Below are 14,639 nucleotides of genomic sequence, written 5' to 3'. Positions count from 1 at the left end.
GGCCTGCGCTTCGCCATCCGTGAAGGCGGCCGTACCGTGGGTTCGGGCGTCGTGGCCAAGATCCTCGACATCTAAGCTGGAAGCAAAGGAATCACCATGGCTACCAAGCAAAAGATCCGCATCCGCCTGAAGGCATTCGACTACAAGCTGATCGACCAGTCGGCCGCTGAAATCGTGGACACCGCCAAGCGCACCGGCGCGATCGTCAAGGGCCCCGTGCCCCTGCCGACCCGCATGAAGCGTTTCGACATCCTGCGTTCGCCGCACGTCAACAAGACGTCGCGCGACCAGCTGGAAATCCGCACGCACCAGCGCCTGATGGACATCGTTGATCCCACCGACAAGACCGTGGACGCGCTGATGAAGCTCGACCTGCCGGCCGGCGTCGACGTCGAGATCAAGCTGCAGTAATTCGACCTCGCGTCGCATTCCGAGCACAGCCCGCCCGCAGAAATGCCGGCGGGCTTTTTTGTGCTTCACGTTTGTTTCTCAACTGTGGCATCCTCGCGCACCGGCCTGCGGGACGCAGTGCGCCGGGGCTGAAATGAGGGCAGCACACGTGATGAGCCAGAAGTTCTCTTTTGCATTCGGTGCGGCGTGTATTGCCGCGGCATTGCTGGCAGGTTGCGGTGGGGGAGGCGGTGGCGGCGGAGGCGGCGGTGGGTTCCCCATCGGCCTGCCGATCGTGCTGAACCCGGTCGCCCTGAGCGGGAAAGCCACCTACGACTCGGTGCCGAACAACAGCGGCCCCCTTGTGTACGCGGACACCACGGCCAAGCCCGTGCGCGGCGCCACGGTGGAAGTGCTCGATGCCAACACGTCGGCGCAGCTCGCGCTGACCACCACGGATGACGGTGGCAACTACGCGGTTTCGGTGCCGGCCAACACGAACATCGCCGTGCGCGTGCGAGCCCAGTTGACCCGGACCGGCTCGGGTGCCACCTGGGACGTCACGGTGCGCGACAACACCCGCAGCGACGCCATGTATTCCATGCAGTCGCCGAGCTTCTCATCGGGGAGCGCGGCGTTGACGCGCGACCTGCGGGCGGACAGTGGCTGGGACGGCTCGCGATACAGCGGGACGCGGGTCGCGGCGCCGTTCGCCGTGCTCGACACGGTCTACACCTCCATGCAGAAGGTGCTGTCGGTGGCGCCGGCTTCGGCGTTCCCTTCGCTGAAGGTCTTCTGGAGCATCAACAACACGCCCTCGGCCGGCAGCTTGGCAGCGGGCCAGATCGGCACGACTTTTTTCTTCAACAACGGAAGCAGCGGCCGGCAGATCTACGTGCTTGGCAAGGAAGGCGTCGACACCGACGAGTTCGATGCGCCGGTGATCGCGCACGAGTGGGGCCACTACTACCAGTCGGCCTTCAGCCGCGACGACTCGATGGGGGGCGAGCATGACGGAACGGATCGTCTCGACCGGCGGCTCGCATTTTCCGAGGGCTGGGGCAATGCATGGTCTGGCATCGCCCTGAACCGAAGCAACTACGTGGATTCGACGGGTGCGCAGCAGGGCGACGGTGGGCGCCTGGATCTGTCCGCCGGGCCCCCGACCGGCAACCCGGGCTGGTTCCGCGAACTGTCGGTCCAGGCCATCCTGTGGAACCTCAACCGACAGGCCGGCTTCAAGCCCATCCACGACACCTTGACCGGCTTCCAGTTCCGAAGCGGCGCGGCGGTCACATCGATCCACGCCTTCGCCGCGGCGTTCAATGCGACGTCGCCTGGCAACGCCTCGGCACTGAACAGCCTGTTGAGCGCGCAGAACATCATCTCCAACGATGCATTCGGCGCGGGCGAAACGAACGATGGCGGGGTGCCCAGCGTGCCCGGCGTACTGCCGATGTACAAGGCCCTGACGGTCGGTGCGATGCTCAACAACGTCTGTGTCTCCAACGTGGCGGGCACGGGCAACAAGCTCGGCAACATCGCCTACCTGCGCTTCACCGCGCCGGCGAACCGGGACTACCAGGTCACGGTCGGGGGTGCCACGGCGCCGGACTTCGACGTCTTCCGGGGCGGAGAAATCGCCCGGTCGGGCAACCGGGTCAGCCTGAGCGTGGGTGAGTACGTTCTGGCGGTGCGGGATGCGGCAATGACGAGCTCCTCTGCTTCACCGCTGTGCCTCAACGTGCTCGTTCAATAAGGAAGGGAAGGCTCGCGATGATCCTGAACACTCGCCTCTCTCTGGCCGCCGCACTGACGGCGGGGCTTGCACTGTCCGCGCTCGCGGCCTGCGCCCTGGCTGACGGGATGCCGCCGGCGCGCACCACCGCGAAGTTGTCGCCTGCAGGCCTGAAGGGTTCTGCCACGCCCTGGGTGACCGCGTCGAGAAAACCCAACGACTCCGGCGTCAAGCTGCAATACAGGCTGGGCGGCGCGCCGCAGGCCGGCAAGCCGACTGTGGTCGTCCTGCAGTTCGACGGTGTCACCGACCCCGCCGGCGCCAGCGTGGCGCTGACGGTCGATGCGGGCCTGACGCTGTCCGGCAGCGCGTCGCTGAGCCTGCCACCGGGGCCGCGTTCCGACGCTTCCGTCACCGTGGTCAGCCAGGGCGACGGCCTGGCCTACCTGAATGTGTTCATCAAGCAAGGTGGACGGACCAGCGCCGTTTCCATCCCGATCCAGACCGGCGCGGCGGCCCCCGCCATGAAGGCCAACGGCGACGTCAAGTCGCTTCCGGACGGCGACAACATCATTTCGCAGCCTGCGAAATAGGCTGAAAAGCCGCCCAAGCAGGGCCGGAAGCCCCTGAATCCGGCCCGAACAGGGCTACTTGCGCCCCGGTTCGACTGCGGGCTATAATCTCTGGCTCTGCCCTTGTTGCGTCCGTTCGGGCGCCCCTTTTGGCAGAGATTTATCAACCTTCTCTCGCAGGCCGGGAAACCAGCCAAACGCTGTCGCCAATTGAAGTGGCAGCGGCGAAGGAAGTCTTCCATTTTTGGAGAAAACAAATGAGTCTGAGCAACTCCCTCGGGTTGCTGGGCCGCAAGGTGGGGATGATGCGTCTCTTCACCGATGACGGGGACGCAGTTCCTGTCACGGTGGTGGATGTGTCCAACAACCGTGTGACCCAGATCAAGTCCCAAGAGACCGATGGCTACGTCGCCCTGCAGGTGACGTTCGGTTCGCGCAAAGCATCGCGCGTGACCAAGCCCCAAGCCGGCCACCTCGCCAAGGCAGGTGTCGAAGCTGGTGAAATCAGCCAGGAATTCCGCGTCACCGCCGATACCGCAGGTCAGCACAAGGCTGGCGGCGTGATCGCGGCAAGCAGCGTGTTCTCCGTGGGCCAGAAGGTGGACGTGCAAGGCACGACCATCGGCAAGGGCTACGCCGGCACGATCAAGCGTCACAACATGAGCTCGCAGCGCGCGTCGCACGGTAACAGCCGTTCGCACAACGTGCCCGGCTCGATCGGCATGGCACAAGACCCCGGTCGCGTGTTCCCCGGCAAGCGCATGACGGGCCACCTCGGCGACGTCACCCGCACGACGCAAAACCTCGACGTGTTCCGCATCGACGAAGCACGTCAGCTGCTGCTCATCAAGGGCGCGATCCCGGGTTCGAAGGGTGGCTTCGTCACCGTGCGTCCCGCCATCAAGGCCAAGCCGCAAGCGGCTGAAGGAGCGAAGTAATGCAACTCGAACTCCTGAACGAACAAGGCCAGGCCGCGTCGAAGTACGACGCCCCCGAGACCGTGTTCGGCCGTGACTACAACGAAGACCTGGTTCACCAGATCGTCGTTGCATTCCAGGCCAACGCCCGTCAAGGCACGCGCGCCCAGAAGGACCGCGAACAGGTCAAGCACTCGACCAAGAAGCCTTTCAAGCAAAAGGGAACGGGCCGCGCCCGTGCCGGTATGACGTCCTCGCCCCTGTGGCGCGGAGGCGGTCGTATTTTCCCGAACATGCCTGACGAAAACTTCTCGCAGAAGATCAACAAGAAGATGTACCGCGCCGGCATGGCCGCCATCTTCTCGCAGCTCGCTCGCGAAGGCCGTCTGGCCGTGGTCGATTCGCTGACCGTGGATTCGCCCAAGACGAAGCCGCTGGCAGCCCGTTTCAAGGCAATGAATCTCGAGTCCGTGCTCGTGATCGCCGAAGAAGTCGACGAAAACCTGTACCTTGCCTCGCGCAATCTGGTCAACATCCTCGTGGTCGAACCCCGTTACGCCGATCCGGTGTCGCTGGTTCACTACAAGAAGGTGCTGGTCACCAAGGGTGCCGTCGACAAGCTCAAGGAGATGTTCGCATGAGCCGCGTGAACCCCACCCCTGCACAACGTAAGTTCGACGAAGGCCGTCTCATGAACGTGCTGGTCGCACCGATCGTGTCCGAAAAGGCCACGATGGTCGGCGAGAAGTCGAACGCTGTCACTTTCAAGGTGCTGCAAGACGCCACCAAGCCCGAGATCAAGGCCGCTGTTGAACTGATGTTCAAGGTCGAAGTCCAGGGCGTGTCGGTGCTCAACACCAAGGGCAAGACCAAGCGCTTTGGCAAGTCCATCGGCCGCCGCGACAACGTTCGCAAGGCTTATGTGACGCTGAAGGCCGGTCAAGAGCTCAACCTCGTCGGGGAAGGCGCTTAATCATGGCCGTCATCAAGATGAAACCCACTTCGCCGGGCCAACGCGGCGCGGTGAAGATTTCGCGTGACCACCTGCACAAGGGTGCGCCTCACGCAGCCCTGCTGGAACCCCAGTTCCAGAAGGCCGGCCGTAACAACAACGGTCACATCACGATCCGCCATCGTGGCGGTGGTGCCAAGCACCACTACCGCATTGTCGACTTCGTGCGCAACAAGGACGGCATCCCGGCCAAGGTCGAACGCATCGAGTACGACCCGAACCGCACCGCCCACATCGCTCTGGTCTGCTACGCCGACGGCGAGCGCCGCTACATCATCGCCCCGCGTGGTCTGGAAGCTGGTGCAACCCTGATGTCGGGCGCAGAAGCCCCGATCCGCGCCGGCAACACCCTGCCGATCCGCAACATCCCCGTGGGTTCGACGATCCACTGCATCGAGCTGCAACCCGGCAAGGGTGCGCAGATCGCTCGTTCGGCCGGTACCTCGGCCACGCTGCTGGCCCGCGAAGGCGTCTACGCCCAGGTCCGCATGCGTTCGGGCGAAGTCCGCCGCATTCACATCGAATGCCGCGCGACCATCGGTGAAGTGGCGAACGAAGAACACAGCCTGCGCCAGCTCGGCAAGGCCGGTGTGAAGCGTCACATGGGTATCCGCCCGACCGTTCGCGGCGTGGTGATGAACCCGGTCGACCACCCGCACGGTGGTGGCGAAGGCAAGACTGGCGAAGGCCGCCATCCTGTCGACCCGTGGGGCAACCTGACCAAGGGCTATCGCACCCGTAACAACAAGCGCACGCAGGTCTTCATCGTGTCGCGTCGCAAGAAGTAAGGGATAGCCAATGACTCGCTCTCTCAAAAAGGGTCCTTTCGTCGACCACCACCTGGTGGCCAAGGCCGACAAGGCCGTGACGAACAAGGACAAGAAGCCGATCAAGACCTGGTCGCGCCGCTCGATGGTTCTGCCCGAGTTCATCGGTCTGACCATCGCTGTGCACAACGGCAAGCAACACGTGCCCGTGTACATCACCGACCAGATGGTCGGCCACAAGCTCGGCGAATTTGCGCTCACGCGCACGTTCAAGGGGCACCCCGCGGACAAAAAAGTCCAGAAGAAGTAAGGAACGACCATGTCTGAAACACGTGCAGTCCTCCGCGGTGTCCGCCTGTCGGTCGACAAGGGCCGTCTGGTCGCGGACCTGATCCGCGGCAAGAAGGTCGATCAAGCGCTCAACGTTCTGCAATTCACGCAGAAGAAGGCCGCTGTGATCATCAAGAAGGTGCTCGAGTCGGCAATTGCCAACGCCGAGCACAACGACGGTGCCGACATCGACGAGCTGAAGGTCAAGACCATCTACGTCGAGCAAGGTGCAACGCTCAAGCGCTTCACGGCGCGCGCCAAGGGTCGCGGCAATCGCATCAGCAAGCCCACGTGCCATGTGTACGTGACGGTTGGCAACTAAGAAGGCCTGGAAGAAATATGGGACAGAAAATCCACCCAACCGGGTTCCGCCTTGCGGTCACCCGTAACTGGTCCAGCCGTTGGTACGCAAGCGACCGCGATTTCGCGGGCATGCTGGCCGAAGACATCAAGGTTCGCGAATACCTGAAGAAGAAGCTGAAGAACGCTTCGGTGTCGCGCGTCATGATCGAGCGTCCCGCCAAGAACGCACGCATCACGATCTACTCGGCTCGTCCGGGCGTCGTGATCGGCAAGAAGGGCGAAGACATCGAGAACCTCAAGCGCGAACTGGGCAAGCAGCTCGGCGTGCCGGTTGCAGTCAACATCGAAGAAGTGCGCAAGCCTGAAATCGATGCGCAGCTGATTGCCGACAGCATCACGCAGCAGCTCGAAAAGCGGATCATGTTCCGCCGTGCCATGAAGCGCGCCATGCAAAACGCCATGCGTCTGGGTGCCCTGGGCATCAAGATCATGTCGTCGGGCCGCCTGAACGGCATCGAAATCGCTCGTTGCGAGTGGTACCGCGAAGGTCGCGTGCCCCTCCACACGCTGCGCGCCGACATCGACTACGGCACCTCGGAAGCCAAGACCACGTACGGCGTCATCGGCGTCAAGGTCTGGGTCTACAAGGGCGACACGCTGGGTCGTAACGACCTGCCGGCTGTCGAAACGCCGCGTCCGGACGAAGAGCGCCGCCCGCGTGGTCCCCGCCGTGATGGTCGCCCTGGCGACCGTCCGGGTGGCGACCGTCGTGGTCCCGGCCCCCGTGCCGGTGCCCGTGGTCCGATCGGTGGCAACACCGCTCCGGCCGATGGCAGCGACAAGCCCGCAGAAGCAACCGGCGGTGCCGGTGCAGACTCGAAACCCGCCGTTAAGCGCGTCCGCAAAGCCGCGCCCGCTGCAGCAGCGGACGGTGCCAAGACCGAGTAATCGGTCGCTCCCGGGCACGCAAGTGCCTGGGGCCCTCACGGAGTAACAAAACATGCTGCAACCTGCACGCAGAAAGTTCCGCAAGGAACAAAAGGGCCGCAACACCGGCATCGCAACCACGGGTAACTCGGTTGCGTTCGGTGATTTCGGTCTCAAATGCACCGACCGCGGTCGCCTCACGGCGCGCCAGATCGAAGCCGCTCGTCGCGCGATCTCGCGTCACGTGAAGCGCGGTGGCCGTATCTGGATCCGCGTGTTCCCGGACAAGCCGATCTCTACCAAGCCCGCTGAAGTGCGGATGGGTAACGGTAAGGGCAACCCCGAGTACTACGTCGCTGAAATTCAGCCTGGCAAGATCGTGTTCGAGATCGTCGGCGTGCCCGAAGAACTCGCCCGCGAAGCGTTCCGCCTGGCCGCCGCCAAGCTTCCGCTGCGTACGACGTTCGTCGCTCGCCAGCTCGGCGCCTGAGAGGAGAACACCCATGGCAACACGTAAGAAGAAAGAAACCGCGGCTTCGGCCAAGGTGACGAAGGCCGCAACCCTGCGCACGAAGGACGTCGCAGGCCTGCAAGCCGAAATCAAGGATCTGCAGAAGGCCCACTTCGGCCTGCGCATGCAGAAAGCCACGCAACAGCTGTCGAACACCACGACGCTGCGCGTGACGCGTCGCGACATCGCTCGCGCCAAGACCATTCTTGCTCAGAAAGAGCAAGAGACCCAAGCCGCCAAGTAAGGAGTGAACATGACGGAAGCTAAAAAATCCCTCAAGCGCACCTTGATCGGCAAGGTGGTCAGCGACAAGCGTGCCAAGACCGTGACCGTGCTGGTCGAGCGCCGTGTGAAGCACGAGCTCTACGGCAAGATCGTGGCCAAGACGAGCAAGTACCACGCCCATGACGAAAAGGGCGAGTACAAGCTGGGCGACACCATCGAGATCACGGAAAGCCGTCCGATCTCGAAGACCAAGAACTGGGTTGTGACCCGTCTGGTCGAGAAGGCCGCCCTGGTCTGATCAAGCACCCGGTCGCCCTCGAGGCAACCCATCCGAAAACGGCCCACAATGTGGGCCGTTTTTCTTTTTCAGGAGCAAATTACATGATCAGAGTCGGCGACACCCTTCCTTCGGCCACCCTGCAGGAATATTCCGAAGTCGAGGGCGAGGGCTGCAGCATCGGCCCGAACGCGGTCGACGTGACCAAGGCCACGGCAGGCAAGACCATCGCGCTGTTCGCACTGCCGGGCGCCTTCACGCCCACCTGCTCGGCCAAGCATGTGCCGGGCTACGTGCAGCACTTCGACGACTTCAAGGCCGCCGGCGTGGACGAGATCTGGTGCGTGAGCGTGAACGACGCGTTCGTGATGGGCGCCTGGGCGCGCGACCAGAAGACCGGCGCCAAGGTGCGCATGCTGGCCGACGGCAGCGCCGACTTCGCCAAAGCCACCGGCCTCACGCTCGACCTGACTGGCCGCGGCATGGGCCTGCGCAGCAACCGTTACTCGATGCTCGTGAAAGACGGCAAGGTCGCGACGCTGAACGTCGAAGGCCCGGGCAAGTTCGAAGTGAGCGACGCCGACACGCTTCTCGCACAAGCCCGCGGCTGAACTCGGATCTTTCGTGGGGGCCGCCGCGCACGGCCGCCCGAAGCGGCCGGCCCGCCCCCGGTAGGGGGTTGGCGAAGCGACACGAAGTGCGCGCAGCCTGGGGGCGAGCCTAGAGATCTACCTTGAGGTAGTGAGCCCCGGCGACGGGGTTGTGATAGTAGGGCGGCACCTCTGCGAAGCCCAGGTCTTCGTAGAGGGCGCGCGCCGACTCCATGTCGTCGAGGGTGTCGAGCAGCACGCAGGCATAGCCTGCGCTGCGCGCGGCATCCAGGATGGCTTCGGCCAGCTGTCGGCCAAGCCCAAGCCCCCGGAACCCGGGGCGCACATACAGACGTTTCATTTCCGCCGCGTTCGCGTAGTCCGTGGTGTCGAGCGGGCGCAGCGCGCAGCAGCCCGCCACGTGGGCGAGCGTGCCGTCGGCGCGCTTCAGCGTGGGCGCGGCGCGGCCGGCGTCTTCGTTCACATGGGCGGGATCGACCAGCGCCAGCAGCAAGGTGCCGCGCGGCTCGGCGTACTCGCCGGGCAGGTCGGCCAGCTCGCTGTCGAAGTCCTGGAACGCGAGGTCGATGGTCAGCGAGCCCGCGTAGTCGCGGAAGATGGCGCGCACGGCGTCGACTTCATGCGGTTCGTCGGGCACGAGGAGCACCACGGCCGGCATGTCCGACAGCGGCAGCGGGCGGGAGACGGAAAAGCCGCTCATACGCGCAACGACGCCACCCAGAACGCCACGCCAGCGCACAGCGCGAACAGCACCAGTGCCAGCGTGCGCGATACCGCATCGTCGCGGCTCGGGGCCACGCCGTTGCCATTGCCATTGCCGTTCCCGTTGGAGGCCGCACCCGCAATCACCAGCTTGTCGCCCGACAGCATCGGCCCGACCAGCCGGTGCCGCTTCACCAGCACATAGAACAGCACCGCCAGCACATGCAGGCTCACCAGGGCGATCACGATCCACTTGCCCTGCGCCTTGTGCCAGCCCGTCGCCAGGCTCACCATCGCGCCCGACACGAAGCGGGTCAGCGGCCCGGAGGCCGAAATCTCGTCGTCGGCCATCAGCCCGGTGGCGACCTGCAGGATCAACAGCGCCAGCACCGCGAACACCGACAGCGCGCCCAGCGGCGTGTGGCCGATCAGGTGGTCGGGGTGCGACTTGCCGCGCAGGTAGGCGATGACCGAGCCCGGCGCATAGATGAAGGCCGCGAAGCGCGACCAGCGCCCGCCCACGACCCCCCAGACCAGCCGGAACAGCAGCAGCGCCAGCACGGTGTAGCCGAGGCGGAAATGCCATTCCATGATGCCGTTCAGGCCCGTCACGATCAGGCCGATCACGGCGAAGGCGAGCGCCCAGTGAAAGAGGCGGGTCGGCAGGTCCCAGACGCGTGTGCGGGCCACCGAGAGGGTGTCGGTCATCGAAAAAGGCGCCGGGGCGCGAGGCTGCGGAAGGCGCAGATTAGCAAAGTCCGGCCCGGTCCTTCCACCGGGTTGTTGCTATGCGCCCGACACGGGCAGCCCCTACACTGCCTGCAGCACCGCGTTCGACGGTGCCGAAACCCCACACAAGGACCCACGATGACCCGTTTTGCTTCGTTCGCCCTTGCAGCCGCCTGCGCTGCGATGTCCCTGCCCGCCGCGGCACAGTTCGCCAAGCCCGAAGATGCCATCAAGTACCGCCAGAGCGCGCTGTTCGTGATGGCTCAGCACTTCGGCCGCCTCGGCGCCATGGCCAACGGCCGGGCGCCCTACGACGCCGCCGCCGCTGCCGCCAACGCCGAGATCGTCGCCGACATGGCCAAGCTGCCTTGGGCCGGCTTCGGTGCCGGCACCGAGGGCGGCAAGGCCAAGCCCGAAGTCTGGAAGGAAGCCGCGAAGTTCAAGGAACACCAGGACAAGGTGATCGCCGAGACCGGCAAGCTCGTCATCGCCGCCAAGGCCGGCAACATCGACGCGCTCAAGGCCCAGTTCGGCCCGACCGGCGCGAGCTGCAAGGCCTGCCACGACAGCTTCCGCAACCAGTAAGCCGCGGGCTTCCGCAATGAAAAAGGCGCTCCTCGGAGCGCCTTTTGCTTTGGAGGGCCGGGAGATCAGGCCTCGGCTAGCAGTTTCTCGATCAGCTTGTGCAGCTCGGCAAAGTCGGGCTCGCCCACATAGCGCTTCACGATCTCGCCTTTCTTGTTGACGATGAAGGTGGTCGGCGTGAGCTTCACGTCGCCCCAGGCCTGCGCCACGCTGCCGGTGTTGTCGATCGCCACCTTGAACGGCAGCTTGCGGGTTTCGGCGAAGTTGACGACGTAGCTCGGCGGGTCGTAGCTCATGGCCACCGCCAGCGTGTCGTAGCCCTGGGCCTTGTACTTGTCGTAGGTCGAGATCACCTTGGGCATCTCGGCGACGCAGGTCACGCAACTCGTGGCCCAGAAGTTGACCAGTGTGACCTTGCCCTTCAGGTCGGCGGTGCTCTTGGTGGTGCCGTCGAGCAGCACGAAGGTCGAGGCCGGGGCGGTGGTGCTGCCCGAACCGAGGTACACGCCCACGCCGGCGGCCAGGGCGATCACGACGGCGGCGGCAGCGATGTATTTTTTCATGGGCACCTGAAAGAGAAAGGCGGGGCGATTTTAGTTCCGCGTGCAGGATCGCGTGGGCGCAGGCCCTTCATCCTCCCGAAGGCCGCTCGATAATCGTCCTCCGATGCCCTCGCTTCCTTCCCCCTCCTGGCCCGTGCTCGCCCTGGCCGCCGCGCTGGGCGCCTGCAGCCCCACCTTCAACTGGCGCGAAGTGCCGATCGCCGACGCCGGCCTGGTCGCGCTGTTGCCCTGCAAGGCCGACCGCGCCCAGCGCGCGCTGCCGCTGGGGGCCGAGTCGGTGCAGGTCGACATGACCGGTTGCGAAGCCGGCGGCGCGACCTTCGCCGTGGCCCATGCCGCCGCCACCAGCCCGGCGCAGGCCGAGGCCTGGCTCACGGCCTGGCGCACGGCCACGCGGGGCCAGCTCGGCGTGGCGCAGGTGATCGAGGCACCGGCCACCTTGCCGCGTGCCACGGCCGTGCCCGCGCCGGTGCGGCTCGACGGGCAATCGGCGCAGCAGGGCGTGGCGCCGGTCCAGGTGCTCTGGTTCGCGCAGTCGCAGAAAGACGGCACTGTGTCGCTCTACCAGGCCACCGTGCTCGGCCGCCCGTCCTCGCCCGAGGCGACCAAGACCTTCTTCGAGGGCCTGCGCCTGCCCTGAGCCCGGGCCGTGAGGCGCAGCTATCGTTTTTGTAGCTGTTGCCGTGGCGCCAATGGCCGCCTTCCCCGGCTGGCGCGTTGTGTCCTCCATCCATGTCTCTACTTCCTCTGGGCGCCCCCGCATAATCGACGCGTCGTCCTCCGAGCCGCATGAACAGCATCCTCATCATTGCCCACTCTCCGTTCGCACAGGCGCTGCGGCAGTGCGCGTTGCATGTGTTCCCCGACTGCGAACAGGCGGTCGTGGCGCTCGACGTGCTGCCCAACGTGTCGCCCGAAGAAACGCTGGCCGCCGCGCGCATCACGCTCGCGCAGCAGTTGCATGCGCCGCGTTCGCAGGTGCTGGTGCTGGCCGACGTGTTCGGTGCCACGCCCTGCAACGTCGCGCAGAAGCTGGTGGACGGCGTGCGCTCGCGGCTCGTGGCCGGTGTCAACCTGCCGATGCTGCTGCGCGCCGTCACCTACCGCCACGAACCGCTCGACACCCTGGTGCAGCGCGCCCTCGCGGGCGGCACCGCCGGCGTGATGCAGGTGGCGGTGGCGGCTCCCCAGAACCAGGCGAAAAGAAAGCACAGTGATCAAGAAATCCGTGACCATCAGCAATAAGCTGGGCCTGCACGCACGTGCGTCGGCCAAGCTGACCAAGCTCGCGGGCAGCTTCCCCTGCGAGGTGTGGCTGTCGCGCGGCGACCGCCGCATCAATGCCAAGAGCATCATGGGCGTCATGATGCTGGCCGCCGGCCTCGGCGTGACCGTCGAGCTCGAGACCAACGGCCCGCAGGAAGACGAAGCCATGAACGCGATAGTCCAGCTCATGGACGACAAGTTCGGCGAAGGCGAATAAGGACCCTCGAATGACCTTCGCAGTCCACGGTCTCCCAGTCGCCCGTGGCATTGCCATCGGCCGCGCGGTGCTGGTGGTGTCCAGCCGCATCGATGTGGCGCACTACTTCATCAAGCCCGACGAGATCGAGAGCGAGATCGACCGCGTGCGCACCGCGCGCAACGCCGTGGCCGACGAACTCACCAAGCTGCAGGCCAGCGTGGCGCAGATGGGCCCCAACGACGCGCCGCACGAACTCGCGGCGCTGCTCGAGGTGCACCAGATGCTGCTGCAGGACGACGTGCTCAGCGGCGGCGTGAAGCACTGGATCAGCGAGCGGCTGTACAACGCCGAATGGGCGCTGACCACGCAGCTCGAAATCATCGCGCGCCAGTTCGACGAGATGGAGGACCCGTACCTGCGCGAGCGCAAGGCCGACCTCGAACAGGTGGTCGAGCGCATGCTGCATCGCATGAAGGGCACGGCCGCGGTGCTCGCGCCGAGCCCGCCGCGGCGCAAGCGCGCCGCCGCCCATCACGACCACGACGACGAAGACGACGACCCCACCGCGGGCGACGGCTTCGACGTGCCGCTGGTGCTCATTGCGCACGACCTCTCGCCGGCCGACATGCTGCAGTTCAAGAAGAGCGTGTTCGCGGGCTTCGTGACCGACGTGGGCGGGCGCACCTCGCACACCGCCATCGTGGCGCGCAGCATGGACATCCCGGCCATCGTCGGCGCGCGCTCCGCGAGCCAGTTGGTGCGCCAGGACGACTGGGTCATCATCGACGGCGAAGCCGGCGTGATGATCGTCGACCCGTCGCCGATCATCCTGGCCGAGTACGGCTTCAAGCAGCGCCAGGGCGACCTCGAACGCGGCCGGCTCGCGCGGCTGCGCCACAAGCCCGCCGTCACGCTCGACGGCCAGCGCGTCGAGCTGCTGGCCAACATCGAGATGCCCGAAGACACCCTGGGCGCCGTCAAGGCCGGCGCCGTGGGCGTGGGCCTGTTTCGCAGCGAATTCCTCTTCATGGGCCGCGAGAACTCGGCGCGCCAGACGCGCCTGCCCGATGAAGAAGAGCAGTACCAGGCCTACAAGCGCGCGGTCGAGGGCATGCAGGGCATGCCCGTCACCATCCGCACCATCGACGTGGGCGCCGACAAGCCGCTGGACGGCAAGTCGGCCAGCAAGCAGGAGCACCTGAACCCCGCGCTCGGCCTGCGCGCCATCCGCTGGAGCCTGGCCGATCCGGCGATGTTCCTCACGCAGCTGCGCGCCATCCTGCGCGCGGCGGCGCACGGCGAGATCCACCTGCTCATTCCGATGCTCGCGCACGCCAGCGAGATCCGCCAGACGCTCTCGCTCATCGACTTTGCGCGCGCCGAACTCGACAACCGCGGCGCGGTGTACGGCCCGGTCAAGCTCGGCGCCATGATCGAGATCCCGGCCGCCGCGCTCACGCTCAAGACCTTCCTGAAGCACTTCGACTTCCTGTCGATCGGCACCAACGACCTGATCCAGTACACGCTGGCCATCGACCGCGCCGACGAAGCCGTCGCCCACCTCTACGACCCCGCGCACCCCGCGGTGCTCAAGCTCGTGGCCGACACCATCACCGAGTGCCGTCGCCAGGGCAAGGGCGTGTCGGTGTGCGGCGAGATGGCGGGCGATGTCGCCTTCACACGCCTGCTGCTGGGCCTGGGCCTGCGCAGCTTCTCGATGCACCCGTCGCGCATCCTCGCCGTGAAGCAGGAAGTGCTGCGTGCCGACACCGGCAAGCTCGAGCCCTGGGCGCGGAGCGTGCTCGACGCGGACGATCCCGCCGCCGCACTCGCGGGCTGAGCCCGCAACCCCGCCCTTCGCGGCGGGACGCAAGCACCAGGAACACCACGGAACCGGCTTTGCCGGGCCGTCGGTGTTGCCCCCGGCAGGGGGAAGGCGCGCGCGACACGAAGAGCGCGCAGCCTGGGGCGAGCCACGTCTGGTGAAACAAACCGAAATACGGCGATACGGGGGC

The 14,639-nt window shown here is 65.7% G+C and carries 23 protein-coding genes; 20 read left to right on the top strand and 3 right to left on the bottom strand.

The genetic code is table 11. The annotated features are described in order from the left end of the window. The 15 genes from AC07OH_RS29890 to AC07OH_RS29820 all read left to right on the top strand — a co-directional run. The coding region (locus AC07OH_RS29890; protein WP_492679784.1) for an EF-Tu C-terminal domain-related protein at nucleotides 1-75 on the top strand (75 nt) is incomplete at its 5' end. A 21-nt stretch (nucleotides 76-96) separates the two neighbouring features. Next, entirely contained in the window at nucleotides 97-411 is a 315-nt protein-coding gene (gene rpsJ, locus AC07OH_RS29885) for a 30S ribosomal protein S10 (RefSeq protein ID WP_007838118.1), read from the top strand. Nucleotides 412-562: 151 nt separating this feature from the next. Then, complete coding sequence (locus AC07OH_RS29880; protein WP_495303098.1) at nucleotides 563-2,149, top strand: hypothetical protein; 1,587 nt, start codon at nucleotides 563-565, stop codon at nucleotides 2,147-2,149. 17 nt (nucleotides 2,150-2,166) lie between these two features. Continuing rightward, a complete protein-coding gene (locus AC07OH_RS29875) occupies nucleotides 2,167-2,721 on the top strand; it encodes a hypothetical protein (RefSeq protein WP_495303097.1) in 555 nt (184 codons plus the stop codon). Between the two features lie 236 nt (nucleotides 2,722-2,957). After that, nucleotides 2,958-3,638: a 50S ribosomal protein L3 gene (rplC, locus tag AC07OH_RS29870; RefSeq protein ID WP_489061989.1), complete on the top strand. Its 681-nt coding sequence runs from the start codon at nucleotides 2,958-2,960 to the stop codon at nucleotides 3,636-3,638. Beyond that, on the top strand, nucleotides 3,638-4,258 hold the full coding sequence (gene rplD / locus AC07OH_RS29865) for a 50S ribosomal protein L4 (RefSeq protein WP_013543942.1): 621 nt from the start codon (nucleotides 3,638-3,640) through the stop codon (nucleotides 4,256-4,258). Before rplC ends, rplD begins: the two co-directional genes overlap by 1 nt. Beyond that, entirely contained in the window at nucleotides 4,255-4,590 is a 336-nt protein-coding gene (gene rplW, locus AC07OH_RS29860; protein WP_056576559.1) for a 50S ribosomal protein L23, read from the top strand. Before rplD ends, rplW begins: the two co-directional genes overlap by 4 nt. 2 nt (nucleotides 4,591-4,592) lie before the next feature. Continuing rightward, nucleotides 4,593-5,417, top strand: coding sequence for a 50S ribosomal protein L2 (rplB, locus tag AC07OH_RS29855; RefSeq protein ID WP_056576555.1), 825 nt, complete (start codon nucleotides 4,593-4,595; stop codon nucleotides 5,415-5,417). Nucleotides 5,418-5,427: 10 nt separating this feature from the next. Continuing rightward, the gene (gene rpsS / locus AC07OH_RS29850) at nucleotides 5,428-5,706 is read left to right on the top strand and encodes a 30S ribosomal protein S19 (RefSeq protein ID WP_062478874.1); all 279 of its coding nucleotides are present in this window, start codon (nucleotides 5,428-5,430) and stop codon (nucleotides 5,704-5,706) included. A gap of 9 nt (nucleotides 5,707-5,715) precedes the next feature. Then, nucleotides 5,716-6,048 carry a 50S ribosomal protein L22 gene (gene rplV / locus AC07OH_RS29845; protein WP_007838134.1) on the top strand — a complete coding sequence of 111 codons (333 nt, stop codon included), beginning with the start codon at nucleotides 5,716-5,718 and terminating at the stop codon, nucleotides 6,046-6,048. Nucleotides 6,049-6,065: 17 nt separating this feature from the next. Next, entirely contained in the window at nucleotides 6,066-6,977 is a 912-nt protein-coding gene (rpsC, locus tag AC07OH_RS29840; RefSeq protein WP_056576551.1) for a 30S ribosomal protein S3, read from the top strand. A 52-nt stretch (nucleotides 6,978-7,029) separates the two neighbouring features. After that, nucleotides 7,030-7,446, top strand: a complete 417-nt coding sequence (rplP, locus tag AC07OH_RS29835) for a 50S ribosomal protein L16 (RefSeq protein ID WP_007838137.1) — start codon at nucleotides 7,030-7,032, stop codon at nucleotides 7,444-7,446. A 55-nt stretch (nucleotides 7,447-7,501) separates the two neighbouring features. Further along, nucleotides 7,502-7,711: a 50S ribosomal protein L29 gene (gene rpmC, locus AC07OH_RS29830; RefSeq protein ID WP_056577224.1), complete on the top strand. Its 210-nt coding sequence runs from the start codon at nucleotides 7,502-7,504 to the stop codon at nucleotides 7,709-7,711. A 9-nt stretch (nucleotides 7,712-7,720) separates the two neighbouring features. Continuing rightward, the gene (gene rpsQ / locus AC07OH_RS29825; RefSeq protein ID WP_056576548.1) at nucleotides 7,721-7,990 is read left to right on the top strand and encodes a 30S ribosomal protein S17; all 270 of its coding nucleotides are present in this window, start codon (nucleotides 7,721-7,723) and stop codon (nucleotides 7,988-7,990) included. An 83-nt stretch (nucleotides 7,991-8,073) separates the two neighbouring features. Then, entirely contained in the window at nucleotides 8,074-8,580 is a 507-nt protein-coding gene (locus tag AC07OH_RS29820; protein ID WP_495303096.1) for a peroxiredoxin, read from the top strand. 109 nt (nucleotides 8,581-8,689) lie between these two features. Here the strand turns inward: AC07OH_RS29820 and AC07OH_RS29815 are convergent, their stop codons facing one another. Continuing rightward, the gene (locus AC07OH_RS29815; RefSeq protein ID WP_495303095.1) at nucleotides 8,690-9,280 is read right to left on the bottom strand and encodes a GNAT family N-acetyltransferase; all 591 of its coding nucleotides are present in this window, start codon (nucleotides 9,278-9,280) and stop codon (nucleotides 8,690-8,692) included. Next, on the bottom strand, nucleotides 9,277-9,990 hold the full coding sequence (locus tag AC07OH_RS29810) for a cytochrome b/b6 domain-containing protein (RefSeq protein WP_495303094.1): 714 nt from the start codon (nucleotides 9,988-9,990) through the stop codon (nucleotides 9,277-9,279). Before AC07OH_RS29810 ends, AC07OH_RS29815 begins: the two co-directional genes overlap by 4 nt. A gap of 159 nt (nucleotides 9,991-10,149) precedes the next feature. On the opposite strand from AC07OH_RS29810, the gene AC07OH_RS29805 reads away from it, so the two are divergent. After that, nucleotides 10,150-10,596 carry a c-type cytochrome gene (locus tag AC07OH_RS29805; RefSeq protein ID WP_489061996.1) on the top strand — a complete coding sequence of 149 codons (447 nt, stop codon included), beginning with the start codon at nucleotides 10,150-10,152 and terminating at the stop codon, nucleotides 10,594-10,596. A 65-nt stretch (nucleotides 10,597-10,661) separates the two neighbouring features. On the opposite strand, the gene AC07OH_RS29800 is transcribed toward AC07OH_RS29805, so the two are convergent. Then, nucleotides 10,662-11,159, bottom strand: coding sequence for a TlpA disulfide reductase family protein (locus AC07OH_RS29800; RefSeq protein WP_369645454.1), 498 nt, complete (start codon nucleotides 11,157-11,159; stop codon nucleotides 10,662-10,664). 103 nt (nucleotides 11,160-11,262) lie between these two features. On the opposite strand from AC07OH_RS29800, the gene AC07OH_RS29795 reads away from it, so the two are divergent. The 4 genes from AC07OH_RS29795 (at nucleotide 11,263) to ptsP (ending at nucleotide 14,464) form a co-directional block, all read left to right on the top strand. Then, nucleotides 11,263-11,799 (top strand): hypothetical protein, encoded by a 537-nt coding sequence (locus AC07OH_RS29795; protein ID WP_495303093.1) that lies wholly within the window; start codon nucleotides 11,263-11,265, stop codon nucleotides 11,797-11,799. Nucleotides 11,800-11,948: 149 nt separating this feature from the next. Then, on the top strand, nucleotides 11,949-12,404 hold the full coding sequence (locus AC07OH_RS29790; RefSeq protein ID WP_062478898.1) for a PTS sugar transporter subunit IIA: 456 nt from the start codon (nucleotides 11,949-11,951) through the stop codon (nucleotides 12,402-12,404). Continuing rightward, complete coding sequence (locus AC07OH_RS29785) at nucleotides 12,373-12,642, top strand: HPr family phosphocarrier protein (protein ID WP_062478901.1); 270 nt, start codon at nucleotides 12,373-12,375, stop codon at nucleotides 12,640-12,642. The genes AC07OH_RS29790 and AC07OH_RS29785 overlap by 32 nt, the downstream gene beginning before the upstream one ends. A gap of 10 nt (nucleotides 12,643-12,652) precedes the next feature. Beyond that, nucleotides 12,653-14,464, top strand: a complete 1,812-nt coding sequence (ptsP, locus tag AC07OH_RS29780; RefSeq protein WP_495303092.1) for a phosphoenolpyruvate--protein phosphotransferase — start codon at nucleotides 12,653-12,655, stop codon at nucleotides 14,462-14,464. The last annotated feature ends 175 nt before the right edge of the window (nucleotides 14,465-14,639 follow it).

Source organism: Variovorax sp. GW821-FHT10C12 (genome assembly GCF_059415405.1).
Note: the sequence above shows the minus strand (reverse complement) of the source record. Positions and strands in the feature narration are given on the sequence as shown.